The organism is Streptomyces sp. AC602_WCS936, from assembly GCF_019049125.1.
In the GTDB taxonomy this organism is placed as follows: domain Bacteria; phylum Actinomycetota; class Actinomycetes; order Streptomycetales; family Streptomycetaceae; genus Streptomyces.
The window spans coordinates 336015-355161 of sequence record NZ_JAGMUF010000137.1; the positions used below are offsets into that span (position 1 = coordinate 336015).

General features: G+C 70.8%; 17 protein-coding genes and 3 pseudogenes. 6 read left to right on the forward strand and 14 right to left on the reverse strand.

The window, feature by feature from the left end:
* Window positions 1-254: 254 nt before the first annotated feature.
* Genes KUM03_RS37770 through KUM03_RS37785 form a run of 4 tightly spaced genes read right to left on the reverse strand, consistent with a single transcriptional unit; the run spans window position 255 to window position 6052 of the window.
* Window positions 255-722, reverse strand: coding sequence for a hypothetical protein (locus tag KUM03_RS37770; protein ID WP_217255131.1), 468 nt, complete (start codon window positions 720-722; stop codon window positions 255-257).
* The gene (locus tag KUM03_RS37775; protein ID WP_217255132.1) at window positions 703-2835 is read right to left on the reverse strand and encodes an integrase; all 2133 of its coding nucleotides are present in this window, start codon (window positions 2833-2835) and stop codon (window positions 703-705) included. The genes KUM03_RS37770 and KUM03_RS37775 overlap by 20 nt, the downstream gene beginning before the upstream one ends.
* A complete protein-coding gene (locus tag KUM03_RS37780) occupies window positions 2832-4571 on the reverse strand; it encodes a hypothetical protein (RefSeq protein ID WP_217255133.1) in 1740 nt (579 codons plus the stop codon). Before KUM03_RS37780 ends, KUM03_RS37775 begins: the two co-directional genes overlap by 4 nt.
* Window positions 4568-6052: a site-specific integrase gene (locus tag KUM03_RS37785; RefSeq protein WP_308406499.1), complete on the reverse strand. Its 1485-nt coding sequence runs from the start codon at window positions 6050-6052 to the stop codon at window positions 4568-4570. The genes KUM03_RS37780 and KUM03_RS37785 overlap by 4 nt, the downstream gene beginning before the upstream one ends.
* Before the next feature lie 107 nt (window positions 6053-6159).
* Between KUM03_RS37785 and KUM03_RS37790 the strand changes: the two are divergent.
* A pseudogene (locus KUM03_RS37790) lies at window positions 6160-7000 on the forward strand (NAD(P)-binding domain-containing protein); the annotation flags it as partial.
* A gap of 100 nt (window positions 7001-7100) precedes the next feature.
* Here KUM03_RS37790 and KUM03_RS37795 read toward each other — a convergent pair.
* Complete coding sequence (locus tag KUM03_RS37795) at window positions 7101-7475, reverse strand: helix-turn-helix transcriptional regulator (protein WP_217255134.1); 375 nt, start codon at window positions 7473-7475, stop codon at window positions 7101-7103.
* A gap of 136 nt (window positions 7476-7611) precedes the next feature.
* Here KUM03_RS37795 and KUM03_RS37800 point away from each other — a divergent pair, with 136 nt between their 5' ends.
* Complete coding sequence (locus KUM03_RS37800) at window positions 7612-8937, forward strand: NAD(P)-binding domain-containing protein (protein ID WP_308406493.1); 1326 nt, start codon at window positions 7612-7614, stop codon at window positions 8935-8937.
* Between the two features lie 42 nt (window positions 8938-8979).
* Here the strand turns inward: KUM03_RS37800 and KUM03_RS37805 are convergent, their stop codons facing one another.
* The gene (locus KUM03_RS37805) at window positions 8980-9456 is read right to left on the reverse strand and encodes a nuclear transport factor 2 family protein (protein ID WP_217255135.1); all 477 of its coding nucleotides are present in this window, start codon (window positions 9454-9456) and stop codon (window positions 8980-8982) included.
* A gap of 425 nt (window positions 9457-9881) precedes the next feature.
* Here KUM03_RS37805 and KUM03_RS37810 point away from each other — a divergent pair, with 425 nt between their 5' ends.
* On the forward strand, window positions 9882-10271 hold the full coding sequence (locus KUM03_RS37810; RefSeq protein WP_217255136.1) for a thiol-disulfide oxidoreductase DCC family protein: 390 nt from the start codon (window positions 9882-9884) through the stop codon (window positions 10269-10271).
* Window positions 10272-10314: 43 nt separating this feature from the next.
* Here the strand turns inward: KUM03_RS37810 and KUM03_RS37815 are convergent, their stop codons facing one another.
* Entirely contained in the window at window positions 10315-11034 is a 720-nt protein-coding gene (locus KUM03_RS37815) for a VOC family protein (protein ID WP_217255137.1), read from the reverse strand.
* A gap of 199 nt (window positions 11035-11233) precedes the next feature.
* Window positions 11234-12676 carry a hypothetical protein gene (locus KUM03_RS37820; RefSeq protein WP_217255138.1) on the reverse strand — a complete coding sequence of 481 codons (1443 nt, stop codon included), beginning with the start codon at window positions 12674-12676 and terminating at the stop codon, window positions 11234-11236.
* 170 nt (window positions 12677-12846) lie between these two features.
* On the opposite strand from KUM03_RS37820, the gene KUM03_RS37825 reads away from it, so the two are divergent.
* Window positions 12847-13245 (forward strand): ASCH domain-containing protein, encoded by a 399-nt coding sequence (locus KUM03_RS37825; RefSeq protein WP_308406494.1) that lies wholly within the window; start codon window positions 12847-12849, stop codon window positions 13243-13245.
* Window positions 13246-13289: 44 nt separating this feature from the next.
* Window positions 13290-13859: a GNAT family N-acetyltransferase gene (locus KUM03_RS37830; protein ID WP_217255139.1), complete on the forward strand. Its 570-nt coding sequence runs from the start codon at window positions 13290-13292 to the stop codon at window positions 13857-13859.
* Here the strand turns inward: KUM03_RS37830 and KUM03_RS37835 are convergent.
* Window positions 13787-14455 (reverse strand): annotated as a pseudogene (locus tag KUM03_RS37835) (transcriptional regulator); the annotation flags it as partial. The gene KUM03_RS37830 and the pseudogene KUM03_RS37835 sit on opposite strands and share 73 nt — an antisense overlap.
* A 91-nt stretch (window positions 14456-14546) precedes the next feature.
* On the opposite strand from KUM03_RS37835, the gene KUM03_RS37840 reads away from it, so the two are divergent.
* Window positions 14547-15077 (forward strand): SRPBCC family protein, encoded by a 531-nt coding sequence (locus KUM03_RS37840; protein WP_217255141.1) that lies wholly within the window; start codon window positions 14547-14549, stop codon window positions 15075-15077.
* A gap of 86 nt (window positions 15078-15163) precedes the next feature.
* Here the strand turns inward: KUM03_RS37840 and KUM03_RS37845 are convergent, their stop codons facing one another.
* The 5 genes and pseudogenes from KUM03_RS37845 to KUM03_RS37865 form a co-directional block, all read right to left on the reverse strand.
* The gene (locus KUM03_RS37845; RefSeq protein WP_217255142.1) at window positions 15164-16351 is read right to left on the reverse strand and encodes a GTP-binding protein; all 1188 of its coding nucleotides are present in this window, start codon (window positions 16349-16351) and stop codon (window positions 15164-15166) included.
* Window positions 16352-16357: 6 nt separating this feature from the next.
* Window positions 16358-16528, reverse strand: coding sequence for a 50S ribosomal protein L32 (rpmF, locus tag KUM03_RS37850; RefSeq protein ID WP_217255143.1), 171 nt, complete (start codon window positions 16526-16528; stop codon window positions 16358-16360).
* Between the two features lie 100 nt (window positions 16529-16628).
* Window positions 16629-17150 (reverse strand): annotated as a pseudogene (locus KUM03_RS37855) (GNAT family N-acetyltransferase).
* Window positions 17151-17241: 91 nt separating this feature from the next.
* Window positions 17242-18156: a YceI family protein gene (locus KUM03_RS37860; RefSeq protein WP_217255144.1), complete on the reverse strand. Its 915-nt coding sequence runs from the start codon at window positions 18154-18156 to the stop codon at window positions 17242-17244.
* A gap of 308 nt (window positions 18157-18464) precedes the next feature.
* Complete coding sequence (locus KUM03_RS37865) at window positions 18465-19142, reverse strand: response regulator transcription factor (protein ID WP_217255145.1); 678 nt, start codon at window positions 19140-19142, stop codon at window positions 18465-18467.
* Window positions 19143-19147 lie beyond the last annotated feature (5 nt).

Sequence of the window (19147 nt, forward strand, 5' to 3'; positions counted from 1 at the left end):
CAGCCACCCCCGAGCAGTGGCGCTCGACGGGTGATCCTGCCGCAACGCCTTGCTCCTTCTGAAGCTTCGTTGTGCCGCAGTCTGCCACTTAGGTGTGACACAGAGGATTGTGGGAGGCCCGCGACCTGGGGTTACCGATGAAACGTGCCGCCCCAGGTGCCGAAACAGAGTCGGTTCGGCGACCCCCGTCGGTAATGGCGGCGTTCAGGTCAGCGGCGATGCTCAGGGGGGAATCCAACCCGGCAGAGGCCACGTTACGGCTGGTCAACGCGTTCTGTCGGTTGCTGTGGGCCACAGTGGGTGCGGGCTGTCTCCGAGCGGGATTGCGTCGGCAGCGTGCGGACTACGCCGGTGCGGTCGGCGAGCTGCTGGTGCAGCAGCCGGTTTTCTGTCATTGACTGGTGCAGGGCGCCGACCAGCGCCTCGACGTCGGTCTTCAGCCGCGCGATTTCTTCGGCGTCGGCTGACCGGAGTTCCTTGAGCCGGCGGATCTGCTTGCGCAGGCGTTGTTCGCTCTCCGGGGTGCCGCCGCGGGCGCGCACCCTGTCGTAGAACTCGTTCTTCAGGTCGGTGTGCCGCTGGGTGAGGGCGTTGCGCGGGACACCAGCTTCGAGTGCGAGGGCGACGATCGTCAGTGCTCCGTTCGACTGCCGCGGTGTGCTGTCCAGGATGCGCTCCATCGCGGCACGGATCCGTTCGCGTTCATCCGGGGCTGGGCTCATGACGTCGGCTCCTGTACGTGAGTGCGGTCTCGTCCGTGCCGGTCCGCCAACCGGCGCAGGTGTCCGGCGCGTCGGGTGAGCCGGTCAGCGAGGGGCCAGGCACGGTCTCGGAAGCGGCCTGCTTGTCCAGGGCCTGTGCGTGCTCGCGCAGCTGCTCGGCGTGCTGGTCGGTCCGCGCGATGTTCGCACAGGACGGTTGGCAACGGTCCAGGCGCGGGGCCTCGGTGAGGTCCAGCCGGTGGCACAGCGCCCGATCTCGGTTGTAGACGCACATCAGGAATGCGTTCGGGTTGTCGTAGACAGTCAGGGCGGGGTTGCGCAGGATGTCGTGGGCTTGGCGCTGCGTGCGGATCGACCCGGCGAACGTGGGGGCCTGGGCTGCGGCGTGGATCGCGCGCTGTGCGGCGGGCCCTGAGATGCCCACTCCGCGGGTGAGGTCGTCGTGGAGATTGGTAAGGGTGTCGGCGGTGGCACGGGCGGTCTCGATGTCGAGCAGTTCGTGGATGCCGTCGCGGCCGCGGGCGGCGTACCCGCCGCTCATCGAGGTGCGCATGTGCCCGTACTGAATGGCCAGCGCGACCAGGCCGCCCGGGCGGCGCGCGATGTGCCAGGCCAGGGTGCGGCGGAACCGGGCCAGACCGATCGCGCCGTGGGGATCGTCGGGGATGACCTCGCCTCCCCGTCCCAGGCGGCGGGCCAGAGTGGAGGCCCATGCGGCGAAGGCCTCGATGCGCAAGCGCATCCCTTGATAGCCCAGGGAGGATGTGCTGGGCCGGAGGGTTTTCGCGAAGGTGTGCGCGGCCGCGTCGAACAGCAGCCCTTGATCGGGGGCGATCTTCTCCAGGACACGGATCGCTCGCACTACGTGTGCGATCGCGACCCAGGGGACTTCGCGTGGGCGGCCGGCGGAGTGGTGGTTGCCGTCATGGTCGAAGGCGTTCTTGAACTCGCGTCCGTAGATGAGGTGTCGGCCGGTGACGACCTCGGGGCAGCATCCGGCATGCAGCCCCAGCACTTCGGCCGGGCGCATTCCGGTGAGGTAGGCCAGGACGATGAAGCAGGCCGTGCCCAGATGGCGCATCAGCTCGCGGGTCTCGGTGAAGTCGATGAACGCCGTCCACGGTTCGCCGTCGATGCGGCTGGTGATCGGCGTGTCCAGTGGGCAGGGCCCGGGGTTGGCGTCGACGTAGGCCGGCAGGTGCTGCCACTGTTCGGTCATCAGGAGGCCGTTGACCTGCGTAGTCGAGCAGCCGACCGTGGCTGCGATGTAGGTGTTGGCCAGGGCGTGGCGGTAGCTGGCGTTGGGCCGGGCGGGCACCGGGTGTCCACGGTCGATGAGGTCGTGGAGGTAGTGCTTCAAGGAGCTCTTGGACTGTTGCGTGCCGGGGGTGGAGGCGGCGGCTTCGGTCATCCGCAGGCTTTCTGCCCATGCGGTGAGGATGTCGTCGGCGAAGTCGTCGACTACGCGCAGCGCCCAGATCAGCAGCGGTCCCATGGTGGCTGGGGAGATCGCCTCGGTGGTGTTCTCGCCCCGCCCGGAACTGGGGGTCCGGGGCAGGAAGTCGTCGACGCCCAGGTGGTGCCAGGGCGGCATCGCCATTCCGCTCGGAGCGGGACCGGCCGCGTCGAAGGCCCACAACCGGGTCAGGGCCACCAGGTCCTTGGTGACGTTGCCGCGGCCGGCGCCCGCCTGGCGGGCCAGGTGGCCGGCCCACGCGATGAGGACGTCGTCGGTGACGGCGTGCAGAGTGCCCACACCCTGCTGGTGGAGCCAGTCCGTGAAGCGCTGCCAGCGCAGTACGGTGTCGTGGATTCCGGGCGGGCCCAGGCGGGAGTGCCAGGTCGGATGGCCGACCAGCACGCTCGCGGGCAGTGGTGTGTTGATCATCATCCAGGTGGCCAGCTGGGCTTGAGGCCGAGCCGTGTCCGGGAACCGTGACCAGTCAATCTTGGGCCGTGGGGCGCTGGGGTTGGCCACCAGCGGGGCCAGCGACCACACCTCGTCGGCGTAGATCGACACTGGCACAGGGCCAGGGGTCAGGACCAGCGACGGTGCGACGACCGGTGTGTCCCAGGAGGGCAGGGCCGGAAGGTCGGCAGGCAGAGCGGTCACAGATCGAAGTCCCCTTGCAGAAGATGTCCGATGAGCGCACGGTCGGTATCGGTGACGGCCTTCAGCGCCTCGTGCCACAGCGGCTCACCGAGCCGGCCGCGCAGGTCGGTCAACCGGGCATGGGCATCGGCCCAGTCCGCCTCCCAGATCCCCGGCTCCATCACACTGCGCAGCTGGTCCAGGGCCCGCAGCAGATGAGCGAGGCGAGGGTGATGGGCGGGAGTAACCCGGGCGTTCGGGCAGGCCGTGCACATCAGGAACGACGCGGTGCAGCCCTGCCCGGCCGGGCCGAACGGACTGATCTCCCATCCCGCACAGGCCGCGGTCGCCGTCTGCCGGTTCCCGGCCTCCGCCGAAGCGGCGAGGCGGGCGGTGAAGACGGCACGGCGTGCGGCATCCACCGCCTCCAGCGCGCCGTCGGCGATGACCGGCACCGCCGCATGCTGGACCTGCGGCTCACCCGCCACGTAGACGCGGTCGTGGGTGTCCTGGGTGTTCTGCCCTGGCTCACGCCGGTGCAGCACATTCACCGTTCTTCGCAGGCGCCGCAGCGGGGAACCCGGCAGGCCAACCGAGCGTGCCCAGGCGGCGCCTGCCAGCTCATCCACGCCCAGCCCGAACGGCCCGATCCGCACCGCATTCGGATACCCCTGCCCATCGTGCGGCGTGGTCTGGCGCCAGACCAGCAGCCGGTCGACACTGGCATCCAACTGCTTCAGCAGAGCCCGGGCGTGCGCCGTCGCCTCCAGGGCCTCGGTGATGATTCGCCCGCCGGAGTCGGCGCCGGAGTCGGTCACATTCCGACTCTCGAACCGGCCGCGGTGCCCCGCACGGCGTCGCTTCTCCAGCCGCAGCCGGTAGACCGGCGTGCCCGCCTCGACCGTGCCCGGCTGCGTCTCGGGCACCGGCATCTCGGACAGCGGCGTCGCGTTCAGTCCGAGCTCCGCGACGATCAAGACGGCCAGCGCGGCTGTCTCCTTACGGCTGAGGCAGAGCCGCCCCCAGGTGTACGGGGCCGACCCGCCGCCCAACGCCGCCCGGTAGCGCTTGCGGACCGTGCGCCGTTTGTCGTACACGGGAACGTCGCCGGTGCGGGCCAGCACGTCCAGCGCCTCACCCAGCAGCCAGTCGGTGGCGCCCGGCTCGATGCGTCCGGCCCGCCACGCCACCAGGTGCTGGGTGTTCGTCCGGATCCGCAGCAGCGCCGCCCGGAACGTTCGCCGTGCCGCCACGCGGATGGCCGTGAACTCTTCGGGCGTATACGCCTCCACGCGGCCCGCAGTCCACGTGAACCGCTGGGCCATCGCCTCCCGCACCGGTTGCGCCAGCCGTTGGTCGTGCTGCAGCAGGCCGGCGACGGTGGAGTACTTGCTGTACCCGTTCGTGTTCGGCGGCAGGCTCAGCCGCCACGCGTTCCAGTGGCCCGCGGTCAGCCGGTCCACGTCCTGGGGCGCCTGGTCCAGCGCGCTGAGGAACTCGGCGAAGGGCCGCACCATGTACCAGGTCGCCTCGCTGCTCTCCACGCTGTCCCAGCCCCCGCCCGGGGTGCACTTGGCGGCGAAGAGCACGGCCAGCGACCGCTGCCACGGACTGGGGACGAGGACCGTGCCGAAGTCGTAGCGGCGCACCCGGCCCTGCTGATCTCGGTGCGTCACCACCAGGCCGTCGTGCTCCAGGGCCATCGGCCGCTGGTGCGGCCCGTCCGGCAGAGCAGCCGCGTGGCCACGGCGGCTCACCGCGACACCAGCTTGTCGTCCAGGTCCTGGATGCCCTCGCTCTCCTGGGCCAGCCGCGCGAACACCGACGTCAGCTGTCCTTCGGAGAGCGGACCGTCTTCGGGCTGGAAGTCGGCGAGTAGCGACCGCAGCTGCAGGTCCGCGACCGGAGCGAGGTAGATGTGCTTCGTGGTCTCCAGCTGGGCGTGTCCGAGCAGGTCCTGCACCATCCGCCACGGATCTCCGTACAGGAGCCGGAAGTCCCGCCGCTCCTGCGGTGTCAGGCCCATGCGCCGGTCCATGACGTGGTTGAGGACCACGAGCATCACCAGCGCGAAGCTGTGCCGGGCCATGTGAGGGGTGCAAAACGGCGGCGCGCTCGTCACCGGCGCCAGCTCGCTCTCGCACCGCTCGTTCGCTGTGCGGAACACACCTTCCCAAGACGCCGGGCGTAACGGCAGCCCGCACTCGTTCAGCCACAGCCACAGCGGCTCCGGGCCCGCGGGCCCCTCGAGGAACAAGCTCATTCGCTCCCCCACCGTCGCCTCGGCCAGGGCAGTCTGCCCCACCATGCCGTTCCGGTCCCGCCAGTGCAGCAGCCGGCGGCGTCGGCCCGTCTCGTGTGTCACCAGCCGCATCGGCAGCCCGTCGTACCGGCCTGCCGACTGCGCGCGCCGCACCACCCGGGCGCGCGACGACTCCACGTATCCCTCGACCTCACCCACCACGACAGAGGAGGCATAGAACGTGCGCGCCCGCTTCGACTTCGTCACCGCCCGCGCCAGACGCCCCGCGTAGTACCGGCCGCCCTCCAGCTGAAGACGCGGAACCTCCAGAGTCAGCAGCGAGGCCCCCTCCGTCAGGCGCATTCCGGAGGAGAACAGCAGATCAGCGAAGGCCGCGTTGCGGTCGGCCAGCCGCCCGGCCCAGCCCGGAGCAGGGCGCCCATCCGCATCGTGACCGCGCAGTCCCACATCCACCCAGCGGCGGAAGGCGCGCGGGGTCAGCCAGCGCACGTCACTGGTCCGCGCGTTCTTCGCCCGCGCGGCCGGGACCAGCGCTATCTCACCGCGCCGGCCGACGACCGTACGCATCAGCACCGGGTTCACCGGCACGTACCCGTGCTGCACCGCCCACCCGTACAGCCGCGCAAGAGCGGCCAGGCCCCTGTTCCATCGCGCCCCGCCGACCCGGCGCGGGTTCCTCGGGGAGCGGGTCCGCCAGTCCTCGAAGTCCCACAGGTCGTCCGCCGATGCCTCGTCCCACTGCATCCCGCGGCCCCACAAGAAGTCAAAGAACACGCAGTAGTCGTCCGTGTAGTTCCGCTTCGTCTCCTGCGCGAGCCGGGCGAACGACGACCGACACAGATACCGGCTCAGTACCTCATCGACCCGCCAGTCCGGAGAAAGAAGAATCGGATCCCCAGGATGAATCCCAACGCGATCCTCACGAGCACCCAGGTCCTCCCACCCACCCAGAACTGGCACCCGATCCGCAGACACCTGGCGGTCCTCCGGTACCCTGAACGTACGCCACCCCAGCACGCATCCACCCCTGCTCGATCCGCTTCAACACGCCGATCCAACAGGGAAGGCGACAGTGACTACGAGAGCGCTACGGCCTGCCCGTCCAGCACGGCACCCGCGTCGACTCCGTACGCCGCGACGGCGACGGCCTCGTGGCCGAGACGGACACCGGCACCTGGCGGGCGAGGGCGGTCATCAGTGCCACCGGCACCTGGTCACGGCCCTTCGTCCCCGCCGTCCCCGGCCGCGGCCTCTTCACCGGCCGGCAGCTGCACACCGTGAACTGACCGTGGCCCGGCCGACTTCACCGGACCGGGGGGCCTCCCGGCCGGAGGCCGGTGGAGCGTCATCGTGGTCGGCGGCGGCAACTCCGGCGCCCAGATCGCGGCCGACCGCGCCCTGGACGGCGACGTCGAGGTGACGTGGGTGACCAGGAGGCCGCCACGCTTCCTGCCGGACGACATCGACGGCCGCGCCCTGTTCGACGTCGCCACCGCCCTCCCCCCACCCTCGGCTTCGCTCGAGCCGGGGGACCCTCATCGCGCCCTCGACCAAGGCCGCGGTGACACCGGCGGCGTGGCCTCGCTCGGCGACATCGTCGCCGTTCCCCCGGTCCGTGCCGCCCGCGACGCCGGACGCCTGTCCGCGAGGCGGATGTTCGCCCAGCTCACCGCTACCGGTGCCGATGGGCCGACGGCAGCCGCACCCGCGCCGACGCGATCGTCTGGTGCACGCACCGGCTTCCGCCCGGCCCTGGCCCACCTCGCCCCCCTCGACCTGCGCGGCCGGCGCGGGCACATCCCCACCGACGGCACACGCGCCCTCGGCGAACCGCGGCTGCACCTGCTCGGCCACGGCGACTGGACCGGCCCGGCCTCAGCCACGCTCATCGGTGTGGGCCGTCCCGCCCGCGACGCCGCCCGGGCTCGGCTTCGGTCGGTCGATGTCCGTCAGGTGCCCGGCCGGCTTCGTAGGCACCTTGGCAAGCGGCCGTTCGGCGCCCGGCCCTTCTCCCCGCTTCGCATCAGGCGGCGGCCGGCAGCGCGAGCAGCTTGCCCATCGCCGCGAGCACGGACGGTTCGACCCGGTAGTACACCCAGGTGCCGCGCCGCTCGGAGGTGAGCAGCCCGGCCTCCTTCAGCTTCTTCAGGTGGTGGGAGACGGTGGGCTGGGAGACGCCGACGTCGGAGATGTCGCACACGCACGCCTCCCCGCCCTCGTGCGAGGCCACCGCGGAGAACAGCCGCAGCCGGACCGGGTCCCCGAGCGCCTTGAACATCCGCGCCGCGGTCTCGGCCTCCCCGGCGGTCATCGGGCGCTCGGTGAGCGGCGGGCAGCACGGCACCACACCCTGGCCGTCGGCGGGCTCTGGCGGCAGCAGCACCTTCGCATTCGACATACGCCTATGTTGACACACATCGAATCAGCTTTCGGTCGATTGTTTCGACATCTGTCTATGTTGACGCCTGTCGATGCAGGTGCCATGCTGAGCCGCGCAAGCCATCGACAGATATCGAAACACGCAAGGAGTCGCCGTGAACGCGTCCGCCACCACCGAGCTGCCCGTCGTCGTGATCGGGGCAGGACCCGTCGGCCTGGCCGCTGCCGTCCACCTGGTCGACCAGGGCATCGAGCCCCTGGTCCTGGAAGCCGGCCGGGCCGCCGGCGCCGCGGTGCGCGAGTGGTCCCACGTGCGCCTGTTCTCCACCTGGGGCGAGGTGGTCGATCCGGCTGCCGAGAAGCTCCTCGCCCCCACCGGCTGGACGCGCCCCGACCCGGCCACCTACCCTTCCGGCGGCGACTGGGCCGACCGCTACCTGCAGCCGCTCGCCGACGCCCTCGGTGACCGCGTCCGGCTGGGGGCGACCGTCACAGGCGTCTCCCGGTCCGGGCGGGACCGGATCGTGGACGCCGACCGGGAGCGGCAGTCCTTCGTCGTGCACGTCGCCCATGCCGACGGCCGTGAGGAGCGGATCTTCGCCCGCGCGGTCATCGACGCCTCCGGCACCTGGGCCACCCCGTCCCCGGCCGGCGGCAGCGGTCTTCCCGCGCTCGGCGAGAAGGCCGCTGCCGACCGGATCGGCTACCGCGTCCCGGACCTCGAGGACCCCGCCGTCCGCGCCCGGTACGCGGGCAGGCGCACCGCCGTGATCGGCTCCGGTGCCTCGGCGTTCACCGCTCTCGCCCACCTCGCCGACCTCGCAGAGTCCGGCGACGGCGCGGGGACGAAGGGCCTGTGGATCCTGCGCCGCGGCATCTTCGGCTCCACCTTCGGCGGCGGAGAAGCCGACCAGCTCCCGGCACGCGGCGCACTGGGCCTGGCGGCGAAGGCCGCCGTCGACGAGGGCCACGTCGACGCGGTCACCGGGTTCCGTACCGAGGCGATCGAGCGTGACGCCGACGGCCGCCTGATCCTCGTCGGCGAGGACGGGCGCCGCCTCGACGCGGTCGACGAGGTGATCGTCCTGACGGGCTTCCGTCCCGACCTGTCCTTCATCGACGAGCTGCGCCTGGGTCTCGACGAGCGGCTCCAGGCGCCGGTCGCGCTCGCACCGCTGATCGACCCCAACCAGCACTCCTGCGGCACCGTCTACCCGCATGGCCACCGCGAGCTCTCCCACCCCGAACAGGGCGCGTACCTGGTCGGGATGAAGTCGTACGGCCGCGCCCCGACCTTCCTCGCCATGACCGGCTACGAGCAGGTCCGCTCCGTCGCCGCCGCGATCGCCGGCGACCTCGACTCCGCCGACCGTGTCGAACTCAACCTTCCCGAGACGGGAGTCTGCGGCGGCGCGGGCCTGTTCGACACCCCCGACGCCCAGCAGCCCGACGGCGACGGCGGCGGGTGCTGCGGTTCGTGACCGTCCCGAGCGCCCGCCGGGGGCTGAGGGCCCGCTCACCGGTCAGGTCTGGCCGGGACTGCCGAGGCGTTCCGTCGGCCCGCCGAAAGGCAGGAAGAGGGTCCTTGTCGCCATGAGCCAGGAGCCGTCGATCTTGCGAAAGGTGTCCTGGTAGTGGCCGACGTTCACCGGCAACCGGGGCGCCACCAGTGCCCCCTCGGTATAGCCGTCAACTCGGTAAGTCGCGAAGTAGGTGGTCGCCGCGGCAGTGTCCGCCGAGTCGACACTGACCAGGATGTTCGTGCACATTCGCCGGGACAGCCGATCCACGGGCCGGGAGCCGAAATACTCGCGCAGAGCCTCACGGCCTTGGATCCGCCGCTGGTCATGCGGCCACTCCCACACGCCGTCGGGCGTGAAGAGCTCGGAGACGGTGCTCGGCTCACCGAGGTCGAGCCGGCGGACGAGTTCCAGGATCAAACGTTCACAGGCGCGTTCCGCGAGGATACGCTCCATCGGGTCAAGGTCACTGGTGGTCATCTCCACTTCCTACCAGCCCTATTGGCACGTCCACGACTCCTTATACACGACTCCTTATACGGGCCCCCGCCCCGAAAGGGGTCGCGTCCCCGGATCAGTCCTCGTAGCGCCGGCGCGCAAGATGGACGGTGATGTCGGCGGCCATCTCGACTCTTCGCGAGCGCTCGACGTCACGCGCCGTTCGATGACGGACTGCTGGACGCCGGTGAACCACTCCGAGCGTTGCAACTCCGTGCCCGGCCACTGCATCTCGCGACCCGGAGGTGTCCCATCGGGCGACGGAATCGCGTCACTCTCCAAGAACGGTGCTCGCGCCGCGCGGGGGCGTCGCTTCCGAAGCGGCGCGTGCCGGATCTGCCCCGCGTACCCCCTCCCGGGATGCAACGGGCGAGGCCGAGGGCGTTTCCCTGGGGCACGATGGACGCATGCTGACTCGGCCTGTGCTTGTCTTCGACGGAGACTGCGGTTTCTGTACCGCGGCGGTACGCGTCCTCGAACGGAAGGTACGTCCTCGCTGCGCGACCACTCCCTGGCAGCGGGCCGACCTTGCGGCCCTGGGCGTGCGCCAGGAACGGGCCCGGCGGGAGGTGCTGTGGGTGACACCCGCGGGTGCCGTCCACGGTGGTGCGCAGGCCGTGGCGAAACTCCTGATGAGCGCAGGAAGCGGATGGCGCATCGTCGGAGCGGTGCTCACCTTGCCGCCCACTCGTTGGGCGGCGGCCGGCGTCTACCGGCTGATCGCCGACAACAGGCACCGGCTGCCCGGTGGAACCCCGGACTGTGCACTGCCCGAAACGGCATCCCGAGGCAGCTGATCCCCCGGGGCGGGCGGTAGCGGCATGCCGAGGGGCCGGCGCGCTACCGGCGTGTGAGCAGGCGGAATTCGTTGCCGTCCGGATCGGCCAGCAGTACCTCGCCATCGCTTCGGTGGGCGGAGGCGAGAGGCTTGGCGCCGAGGGAGAGCAGACGCTCGACCTCTGCCTCGGCTTGTCCGTCGCCGTCGGGCACGAGGTCGAAGCACAGGTCCTTGCCGGCGTCCGGCATGAGCGGCGGGCCGCCCCAGGTGATCTTCGTACCGCCGTCGGGCGACTGGATGGCGGTCTCCTTGTCCTGGTCCCACACCAGCGGCCAGCCCAACGCCTGGCTCCAGAAGTGGCCCACGGCCTGCGATCCGTCGCAGGCGAGCGCTCCGAGGAAGCCGCAGCCGGCGAGGAAGCCGTTGCCCGGCTCGAGGACACAGAACTCGTTGCCCTCGGGGTCGGCGAGCACCGCATGGGAGGCGTCCGGTCCCTGACCGACGTCGGCGTGCCGGGCGCCGAGGTCGAGTGCCCTGGCCACGGTCCGCCGTTGCTCCTCCGTGGACGAGCTGGTCAGGTCGAAGTGCATCCGGTTCTGGGCGGCCTTCTGCCGATGGGAGGGGCGGAAGCGGAGGCGGTAGCCGGCCGCGTTCCCGGACGGCAGACCGACGCCGCCGTGCGCGTCGCCGGTCCGCTCCGAGCCCAGGAGACCTGACCAGAAGCGCGCCAGGACTTCGGGCTGGTGCGCGTCGAAGGAGACTGCGAAGAGTCGGCTGCTCATTGCCCCACGCTTCCTTGGCCCTTTGAGTAGGTCCGTCGAGTACCAGAAAGTCGGCGTGGCGCCGTGTCGGCGCCTTGAGCGGGGATCCTATGGGCCGACCGGGCCCGGCCGCAGCCGAGTATTCGGCGGTCGCGCGCGTGCGGGAGGAGGCGGGGCCGGGGACGGCGCACGATCAGGGGCTGCCGGACCCGGCGTCTCCTCATGCCTCACCGGCTCTCGCAGAGACCGCCTCCGACGCGCTCCAGTCCTGCGCGGCCGCCGTCCGGGCGTGTGCTTCCTCCGGGGTGAGGGACTCCCCTCGCGCGAAGGCGTCCGCGAACTTCGCCGCTCCCAGCGCGGCGGCGAGGCCCTCGAGGGCGAGGGCGAGGGCACGGGGATCGCCGGTGGTGAGGGCCGTCGCACAGCCCTCGCCATGGTGGGCCAGCGCACCCCGCGCGTCGCCGCGCAGTTCGGCGACGAATCCCAACTCGGCCAGGATCAGTGCGTTCGCTCCCTCGAGGCCGACCTGGCGGTGCCAGTCCAGGACCGTACGCAGTCGCGCCTCGGCCTCGTCGAGGAGTCCTTCGCGGCGTGCGCCGAGGGCGAGCCCCAGCTCCGCGTTGATCTCACCCGCACGGAAGCCGAGTCCCGCGGCGAGACGCCGGGAGCGTTCGTGGAACTCCCGTGCGCCGTCGACGTCGCCGACGAGCAGCGCTGTCCGCCCGAGCCCGGACAGCAGGTCCGCGGCCTGGGTGGAGAGCCCGAACTTCTCGGCGGTGTCCAGGCCGTCCCGCAGCAGCCTGGTCGCCCGCTCGTAGTCACCGTGGATCTCGGCCACCGACGCCAGCGGGTACACCGACCACGACTGCCCGCACGCGTCCCCGACGCCCGCGAAGATCTCCGCGCTGCGTCCCGCGTCGGCCTCCGCGCCGCTCAGATCCCCCCGCAGCAACCGTTGTACGGAACGGTCCGCCAGCGCCGCCGCCTCCCCCCAGAGCTCACCGAGCGCCCGGAAGCCGTCCAGCGACGCCGCGGTGAGCGTCTCTCCCGCAGGCAGGTCACCCGTCCCGCACAGCGCGTTCGCCAGGAACCACTGCGCCCATGCCGTCCCCAACGGGTCACCGACCTGTTCACACGCGGTGAGCGCCGTCTCGATCCGGGCCGCGCGGTCGGTTCCGTCACCGGACAGGACACGGATACCGGTCTGCCAGGCGCCCGTCTTCGCCCGCAACGCCGCGTCACCGCAGGGCAGGCCGAGCGCCGCGGTGACCGAGCGCCGGGCCTCACCGAGCCGGCCGCGCAGGATCCAGTTCCAGCAGAGCGCGTCGACGAGCCGGAGCGCGTCTTGCGCGTCGCACCGTTCGAGGGCACCGTCCAGCGCCGAGCGCAGGTTCGCGCTCTCGGCGTCCAGCCGTGCCAGCCACCCACCCTGCGTGTGTCCGCGCAGCTCGGGTTCCGCGGCCTCGGCGAACCTGGTGTAGTACACGAGGTGCCGTCGGCGTACGGACGCCGTCTCGCCCGCTTCCCGCATCCGTTCGGCGCAGTACGCGGCGACGGACTCCAGCAGCCGGTACCGGGGCCCCTCAATGCCGTCGACAGCGGCCACCCCGTCGCCCGCGCAGACCTCCTCGGCCGCCTCCGGCGTGCACCCCTCGGCGTGCACGGCGAGGCGCCGCAGTACGGCCTGTTCGGGCTCGCTCAGACGCGGCCGTTCCGGGAGTCGGAGCCGTCCCGCGTCGTCGAGTTACTGGTCGCGCAGGACGAGCGCTATCGTCGAGGCTTGTCCGGGCGGGACGATCGGCGCGGGGCGATGCCGGAAGGGGAGGTGGGACCGTGTGGCCACGGATCAACGGCATGCGGGCACTGGAGCTCGGTACGGCCGGTGAGATGCGGGAGCGGCTCAACGGCCTCGTCCTGGCCGGGAGGAAAACCGCCACCACCGGGCTGCTGGCCGAATACGTCGAGGAGACGGAGGGCCTGGAGTTCGAGGGTGAGCGCCTGGCGCTCGCCGGGAACGACGGAGACTGCGTCGCCACGATCGAGATCACTGGCGTCGAGCTGGCCGCCTTCGGTGGTGTCACGTGGGAACACGCCGCTGCCGAAGGAGAGGGCGACCGATCGCTGGACGAATGGCGGACCGGACACATGCGCTTCTGGGAGGGGATCGGCACTCCGGTGGATGACAACACGCAACTGGTGTGCCTGCGCTTCCGGCTGGTCGCGCCTTCCTGATGGCGACTCTTGCTCGCTGCTGAGCCTGCTGATTGGCTGCCGGCATGAACGATCTCGGAGACGTCCCCTGGCCGCCTGCACCGATCAGGACCGAGCGGCTCGTGCTGCGGGAGCCCGAGGCCCGGGACCGTACGACGTTCGTCGAGCTGCTGGCGTCGCCGGACGTGCACACCTACCTCGGCGGACCCCGCCCACGTGCCGAACTCGAGCGCGAGTTGCCCGAGGTGCCCGAGCGGTGGCCCGGGAGCTTCGTCGTCGATCTCGACGGGGAGATGATCGGCCAGGTCCTGCTCAGGAGAGCAACGGAGCACCACCGCCCGGCTGCTGTGGGGAAGGCCGACCTCGGCTACCTGTTCCTGCCACGGGCATGGGGGTCCGGGTACGCCGCCGAGGCGTGCGCGGCGGCACTCGACTGGCTCGGAGGCGTCCTCCCCGGTGAGCCCGTGGTGCTCGCCACCCAGACCGCCAATGTCGGTTCGATGCGCCTCGCGGCGAAGCTGGGGTTCACCGAAGTGGAGCGGTTCCGGGCCTGGGACGCCGATCAGTGGCTCGGCCTGCGGCGGTCACCGAGAAGGCTCAGCGCGTCCGCCGACGACCCGTCGTCGGGGGTGTAGATCTCGAGGCGGTGGTCCGGACTGTCGGGCTGCAGCCACACCTCGTAGGCGATGCTCGCGGACTCGACGCTGGGGTGCCGCAGGTGCATGTCGCCGGTGGTGCAGTCGGCGACGTCCCCGGTCGCCCACATCTGGGCGGACTGGTCGCTGCGCATGGTCAGCTCGCCGACGAGGTTCGCGAGCCGGGCGTCGGTCGGGGACCGGCCCGCGGTGAGCCGGAGGCACACGACGTGGGTGCGGGCGAGCTCGTCCCGTTCGCGGTGCAGGTCCCGGGTCAGTGGGTCGAGGAAGAACATACGCGGGATCGAGGGACGGCGTGCCGAGTCGCCGGGCGCGTCGAAGTTCATGTGCTCGGCGAACAGCGCGTGCCCGGTGCGGTTCCGGGCGAGTACGTCCCCGCGCCTGCCGAGCAGGATCGCGGGAGTCGCCTCGCCGAGCGCGCCGAGCAAGGTGAGCACACGGGGGTGGGGGTGTTCGACGGGTGGTTCGGCGAAGCCGGCCCGACTGGCCCGGCGGGCGAGGTGGTGCAAGTGGACCGTCTCGACCTCGTCGAGTTCCAGCACGCGGGCCAGGGAGTCGAGGACCTGCGCCGAGGCTCTCCATGTCCCCGAGCGTAGACGTGGGCCGCGGTGGTGTGGGGTATACCTGCTGGGTGGTATCCACTTCCACCGGCATTCAGGGGGAGACATGCGCTTCGACGATGGCCCGAGTGTGCACTGTGACGTTCTTGTCCAGGCGGGCGTGCCGCAGGTCTGGGAGTTGGTGACCGACATCCGCCTGCCCGCCCGGCTCAGCCCCGAACTGCAGCGCGTGGCTTGGCTGGACGACTCGACCCGACCTCGGGTAGGCGCGCGCTTCGAGGGATACAACCATCACCAGAGGCTCGGCGAGTGGCGAACCGTCTCGCATGTGATCGAGCTGGAGGAGCGACGGGCGTTCGCCTGGGCGGTTACGGATGCCGACGGCCGATACGGGGAACCGACGCTGGATCCGGCGACATGCATGGCGTCCTGGCGTTTCCTGCTCAAGCCCGAGGGCGAGGGCACCCGACTGCGGCAGTCGGCCTTCATCGGGCCTGGCCGCAGCGGAGTCACCTTGGCTCTCGAACGCCGGCCAGACCGGGAGGAGGAGATCATTGCCATCCGGATGCGGGAACTGCGCGCCGGGATGGAGGCCACCCTCCACGGCATCAAGACGCTCGCCGAGGAAGGCACCTGACTGATCGAGGTCGGACCACGTAACCCGGTTACCGGGCCGGACGGTGCCGTGGCTGCGACCACCGTCCGGCCCGGAGGCCCGGAGTCTCAGTGCCCTGTCACGGCGGTGAGAGGCTCGCGCTCGTGCGCGCAGGCTTCGTCGAAGCCGTAGGCGTCCCAGGCGGGGAAGGAGTCTGAGGCGGGAGGCTGCTCGGCTGCCCGCATGAGGCAGTCGGTGAGGGCGGCCCGGAGGGCCTCGGCGTCGAGGCGGGTGCCGATGAACACCAGTTCCTGGGCGAAGGGGCTGTCGGCGTCACGTGCCGAGGAGGGCTCGAAGCGTGCCACCGAGCCGGCCTGGGACCACAGCCCCGTCACGCGGGGGCGGCTGGCCAGCGTGAAGAAGCCCTTGGACCTGAGGACCTCGCCGTGGGCGCCGCTGTCGAGCGCCTCGGTCACGAAGGTCCACAGCCGCCCGGGATGGAAGGGCGTCGCTGACCGGAAGACGGTCGAGGAGATGCCGTACTCCTCCGTTTCGGGCACGTGGTCGCCGTTGAGTTCCCTGACCCAGCCCGGAGCCTGTTGCGCTCGCTCCAGATCGAAGCGGCCGGTGCCCAGGACCTCGCCGACCGGGACGCGGCCCCGCACGGCCGGCACGACGTGGGCCGCTGGGTTGAGCCGGGCCAGGGCTGCCCGCAGGTGGTCGGCGGATGCGGCGTCGACCAGGTCGAGCTTGTTGAGGACGATGACGTCGGCGAACTCGATCTGGTCCATGAGCAGGTCACTGACCGTGCGTTCGTCGTTCTCGTACTGGTCCAGGCCTCGCTCGGCCAGCTCGTCACCGCCGGTCAGCTCGGGCAGGAAGTTCGCGGCGTCCACCACTGTGACCATCGTGTCCAGCCGGGCGAGTTCACCGAGGGTGGCGCCGTCGTCGCGGGCGAAGGCGAAGGTGGCGGCCACCGGCATGGGCTCGGAGATGCCGGAGGACTCGATGAGGAGGTAGTCGAAACGCCCCTCGCGCGCCAACCGGTCCACTTCTTCCAGCAGGTCGTCGCGGAGGGTGCAGCAGATGCAGCCGTTGGTCATCTCGACCAGGCGTTCCTCGGTGCGGGACAGGGCCGCCTCGCCGCCGCGCACGAGTGCGGCGTCGATGTTGATCTCGCTCATGTCGTTCACGATGACGGCGACGCGCAGGCCCTCACGGTTGCCGAGGACGTGGTTGAGCAGGGTGGTCTTGCCTGCACCCAGGAAGCCCGACAGGACGGTGACGGGCAGACGGGCAGAGGGGACTTTCGTCATGCGGTGTCAGCCCTCGGGGTGGAGCAGGCCGCGTTCGTACGCTTTGGCGAGCCGCTGGGGGACGCGGTACTGGGCCCCGTCCACCGTGACCGTCACCAACTGCGGAGTGTCCGCTTTCCACTGGGCACGGCGGTGTCGGGTGTTGCTGCGGGACATCTTGCGTTTGGGTACGGCCACGGGGACCTCCGGTGTGGGGCGTGGGCTCCAGGCAGACAGTACATGAAAATGGATGTCATTACGACCTGGGTGTACGCCGCTCACCGACGGCTCCGGGTGCTCAAAGGTCCTTTCGCATGAGGACGCACATCGTCTCGTGGCGGCGGATCAACCCGTCGGGCCCTTCCTCGTCCTAGGCGTCCGGTTCGCGGCCGTACGCGACGTAGCCCAGGCGCTCGTACAGGGCGCGAGCACGCACGTTGTTCTCCTCCACGGCGAGTTCCGCCCGGCTTCGCCCGCGGTCCCTGATCCGCCGTTCGGCAGCTCGGACGAGCAGGGTCCCCAGGCCGCGGGACTGGAGCGCCGGGAGCACCGCGAGCTGCCACAGGGTCCCGGCTCCCTCGGAAACCTGGTAGTCGATGCCGCCGATCGCCACCGGCAGATCGACCGGGGTGCACACGGCCAGGTAGTCCACCTCGCCCGCCGCGGCGCGCACCAACTCGCCCTCCACGTGGCGCAGGTGGGTGGCGGAGCCGGACCAGGTGCACGCCGGCAGGTCCCGGGGCAGCAGATCGCGCACGCTGACCGGCATGACGATGGTGGCATCGGTGGAGTCGTCTTCAGTGATCACGGTACGGAGCATGCCGACCGCGGCGCCGGCGCGGCAACGCATTTCTGCCGGGCTCCGACCGGCCGGAAGCACACGGTATGAAGGGCGTCCGACCGGAGTGTGTCTACTCCGGGGGAGTGGGCGTGTCGTGGGTGCGGTACATGGCCTGTACGTCCATCTCCAGCTGGATGGTCGGACCGACGACGGCGATGCCGCGGGCGAGCATGGAGCGCCAGTTGAGGGTGTAGTCCTCCCGGTGGAGTTCCGCCTTGGCGAGAGCCGCACAGCGCAGCTCCTGGTCGTAGCCCCCGTTGACCGTCCCGAGGTAGGTCGTGTCGAGGCCGACGGAGCGGCTGGTGCCGTGCATGGTGAGCGTGCCGTGCAGGGTCCACTTGGACCCGCCGCGGTAGGCGAACCGGGTACTGGTGAAGTCGATGTAGGGGTAGCGCTCGACGTCCAGGAAGTCGGCGGAACGCAGGTGGTTGTCACGGGTGTTGTTGCCCGTGTTGATGCTGGCGGCGTCGATGCGTACCGAGACCTGTGAGTCGGCCATGTCCGGTGCGACGCGGATGCCGCCCTGGAAGCGGGTGAACCGGCCGTGGACATGGGCCATGCCGACGTGTTTGGCGATGAACCGAATCGCGGTGTGCGGAGGGTCGAACAGCCAGGTTCCGGCTGTCGGAAGCTCCAGCCGGCGTGCGGGTGCGAGGCCCACGCGCGTCGGCGCCAGAGCGACCCCGGTCGTGATGTCGACGGTCTCGCGGGCGGGTGACAGGCCCTCGGCAGCAGTCATGACGCTGTAGGAGCCCGGAGGCAGCGTCGCTATGAAGTAGCCGTTGGGGTCCGTGGTTCCACGTGTCACCACTCGGTGGCTTTCCACCGCGCTCACCGTGACCTCGGCTCCGCCCATGGGCTGCCCCATGGGATCGACGACCTCGAGGCCGAACGCCCCGGCGTCGGGCGGCAGGGGGACCGAGATGCTTGCTCCGGCACCGGAGGCGCCGCGCGAACGTCGACGTCGTAGCAACCCGAGGGCCATGGAGTTCACCTTTCTTCGCAGGGGCACCGCGACGCGGCCCACTCGGTCGGCGATGTTCGCGGTCGCCAAGGGGGCGGCGACAGGAGGGCGTATGCGGAAGCGGCGGTTCACTGTTGATCATAAAGCCGTCCGGTTCAGCCACCTCGCTCCTGAGCGGGAGCAGTTCCACCGCCTGGTCCGTGGATGCCGGGTCGTAAATCAGTACATGGACGGCCCATATCACCGCACCTCGGCTTCGCCGCTTTGCAGCAATGCTGTGGCGAAGGGCACGGAAGGGGGACCGCGATTTTCACCAACAGTCCTGAGTTTCACCACGGACCCGGCACAAGCCCGGTCTCGTAGGCGACTATCACGAGCTGGGCGCGGTCGCGTGCGCGCAGCTTGGCGAGCAGGCGCCCGATGTGGGTCTTCACCGTGGCCAGGCTCAGGTGGAGGTGCTCCGCGATCTCTGTGTTGGACAGTCCGCGGGCGATCAGACCGAGTACCTCCAGCTCGCGGTTGGTGATCGCGTCCAGCGAGCGGCTCGGCGGTCGCGTCGGCTCTGGGCGGCGGACGAACTCCGCGATCAGGCGGCGGGTCACCGTGGGAGCGAGCAGTGCCTCGCCCGCGGCGACCACGCCGATGGCGGTGAGGACGTCGCTCGGTGCGGTGTCCTTGAGCAGAAAGCCCGCGGCCCCGGCGCGCAGGGCGGCGTAGACGTAGTCGTCCAGGTCGAAGGTGGTGAGGATGAGGACGCGGACACCGGACAGGGCCGGGTCCGAGCAGATCCGCCGGGTGGCTTCGATGCCGTCCAGTCTCGGCATGCGTACGTCCATCAGCACGACGTCCGGCCTTTCCCGGCGGGAGAGTTCGACGGCCTCCGCCCCGTCCTCGGCCTCACCCACGGCGGTCATGCCGGGCGTGTGGTCGACGAGGACGCGGAAGCTGCCGCGTACCATCGCCTGGTCGTCGGCGATCAGCACTCGGACCCCGGACTCGTCGGTCATGCCGG

Excerpts from the sequence above, each read along its gene's own strand:
- KUM03_RS37770 (WP_217255131.1), bottom strand. The coding sequence starts at position 722 with ATGAGCCCAGCCCCGGATGAACGCGAACGGATCCGTGCCGCGATGGAG.
- KUM03_RS37795 (WP_217255134.1), bottom strand. The coding sequence starts at position 7,475 with ATGTCGAATGCGAAGGTGCTGCTGCCGCCAGAGCCCGCCGACGGCCAG.
- KUM03_RS37805 (WP_217255135.1), bottom strand. The coding sequence starts at position 9,456 with ATGACCACCAGTGACCTTGACCCGATGGAGCGTATCCTCGCGGAACGC.
- KUM03_RS37810 (WP_217255136.1), top strand. The coding sequence starts at position 9,882 with ATGCTGACTCGGCCTGTGCTTGTCTTCGACGGAGACTGCGGTTTCTGT.
- KUM03_RS37815 (WP_217255137.1), bottom strand. The coding sequence starts at position 11,034 with ATGAGCAGCCGACTCTTCGCAGTCTCCTTCGACGCGCACCAGCCCGAA.
- KUM03_RS37830 (WP_217255139.1), top strand. The coding sequence starts at position 13,290 with ATGAACGATCTCGGAGACGTCCCCTGGCCGCCTGCACCGATCAGGACC.
- KUM03_RS37840 (WP_217255141.1), top strand. The coding sequence starts at position 14,547 with ATGCGCTTCGACGATGGCCCGAGTGTGCACTGTGACGTTCTTGTCCAG.
- KUM03_RS37845 (WP_217255142.1), bottom strand. The coding sequence starts at position 16,351 with ATGACGAAAGTCCCCTCTGCCCGTCTGCCCGTCACCGTCCTGTCGGGC.
- KUM03_RS37860 (WP_217255144.1), bottom strand. The coding sequence starts at position 18,156 with ATGGCCCTCGGGTTGCTACGACGTCGACGTTCGCGCGGCGCCTCCGGT.
- KUM03_RS37865 (WP_217255145.1), bottom strand. The coding sequence starts at position 19,142 with ATGACCGACGAGTCCGGGGTCCGAGTGCTGATCGCCGACGACCAGGCG.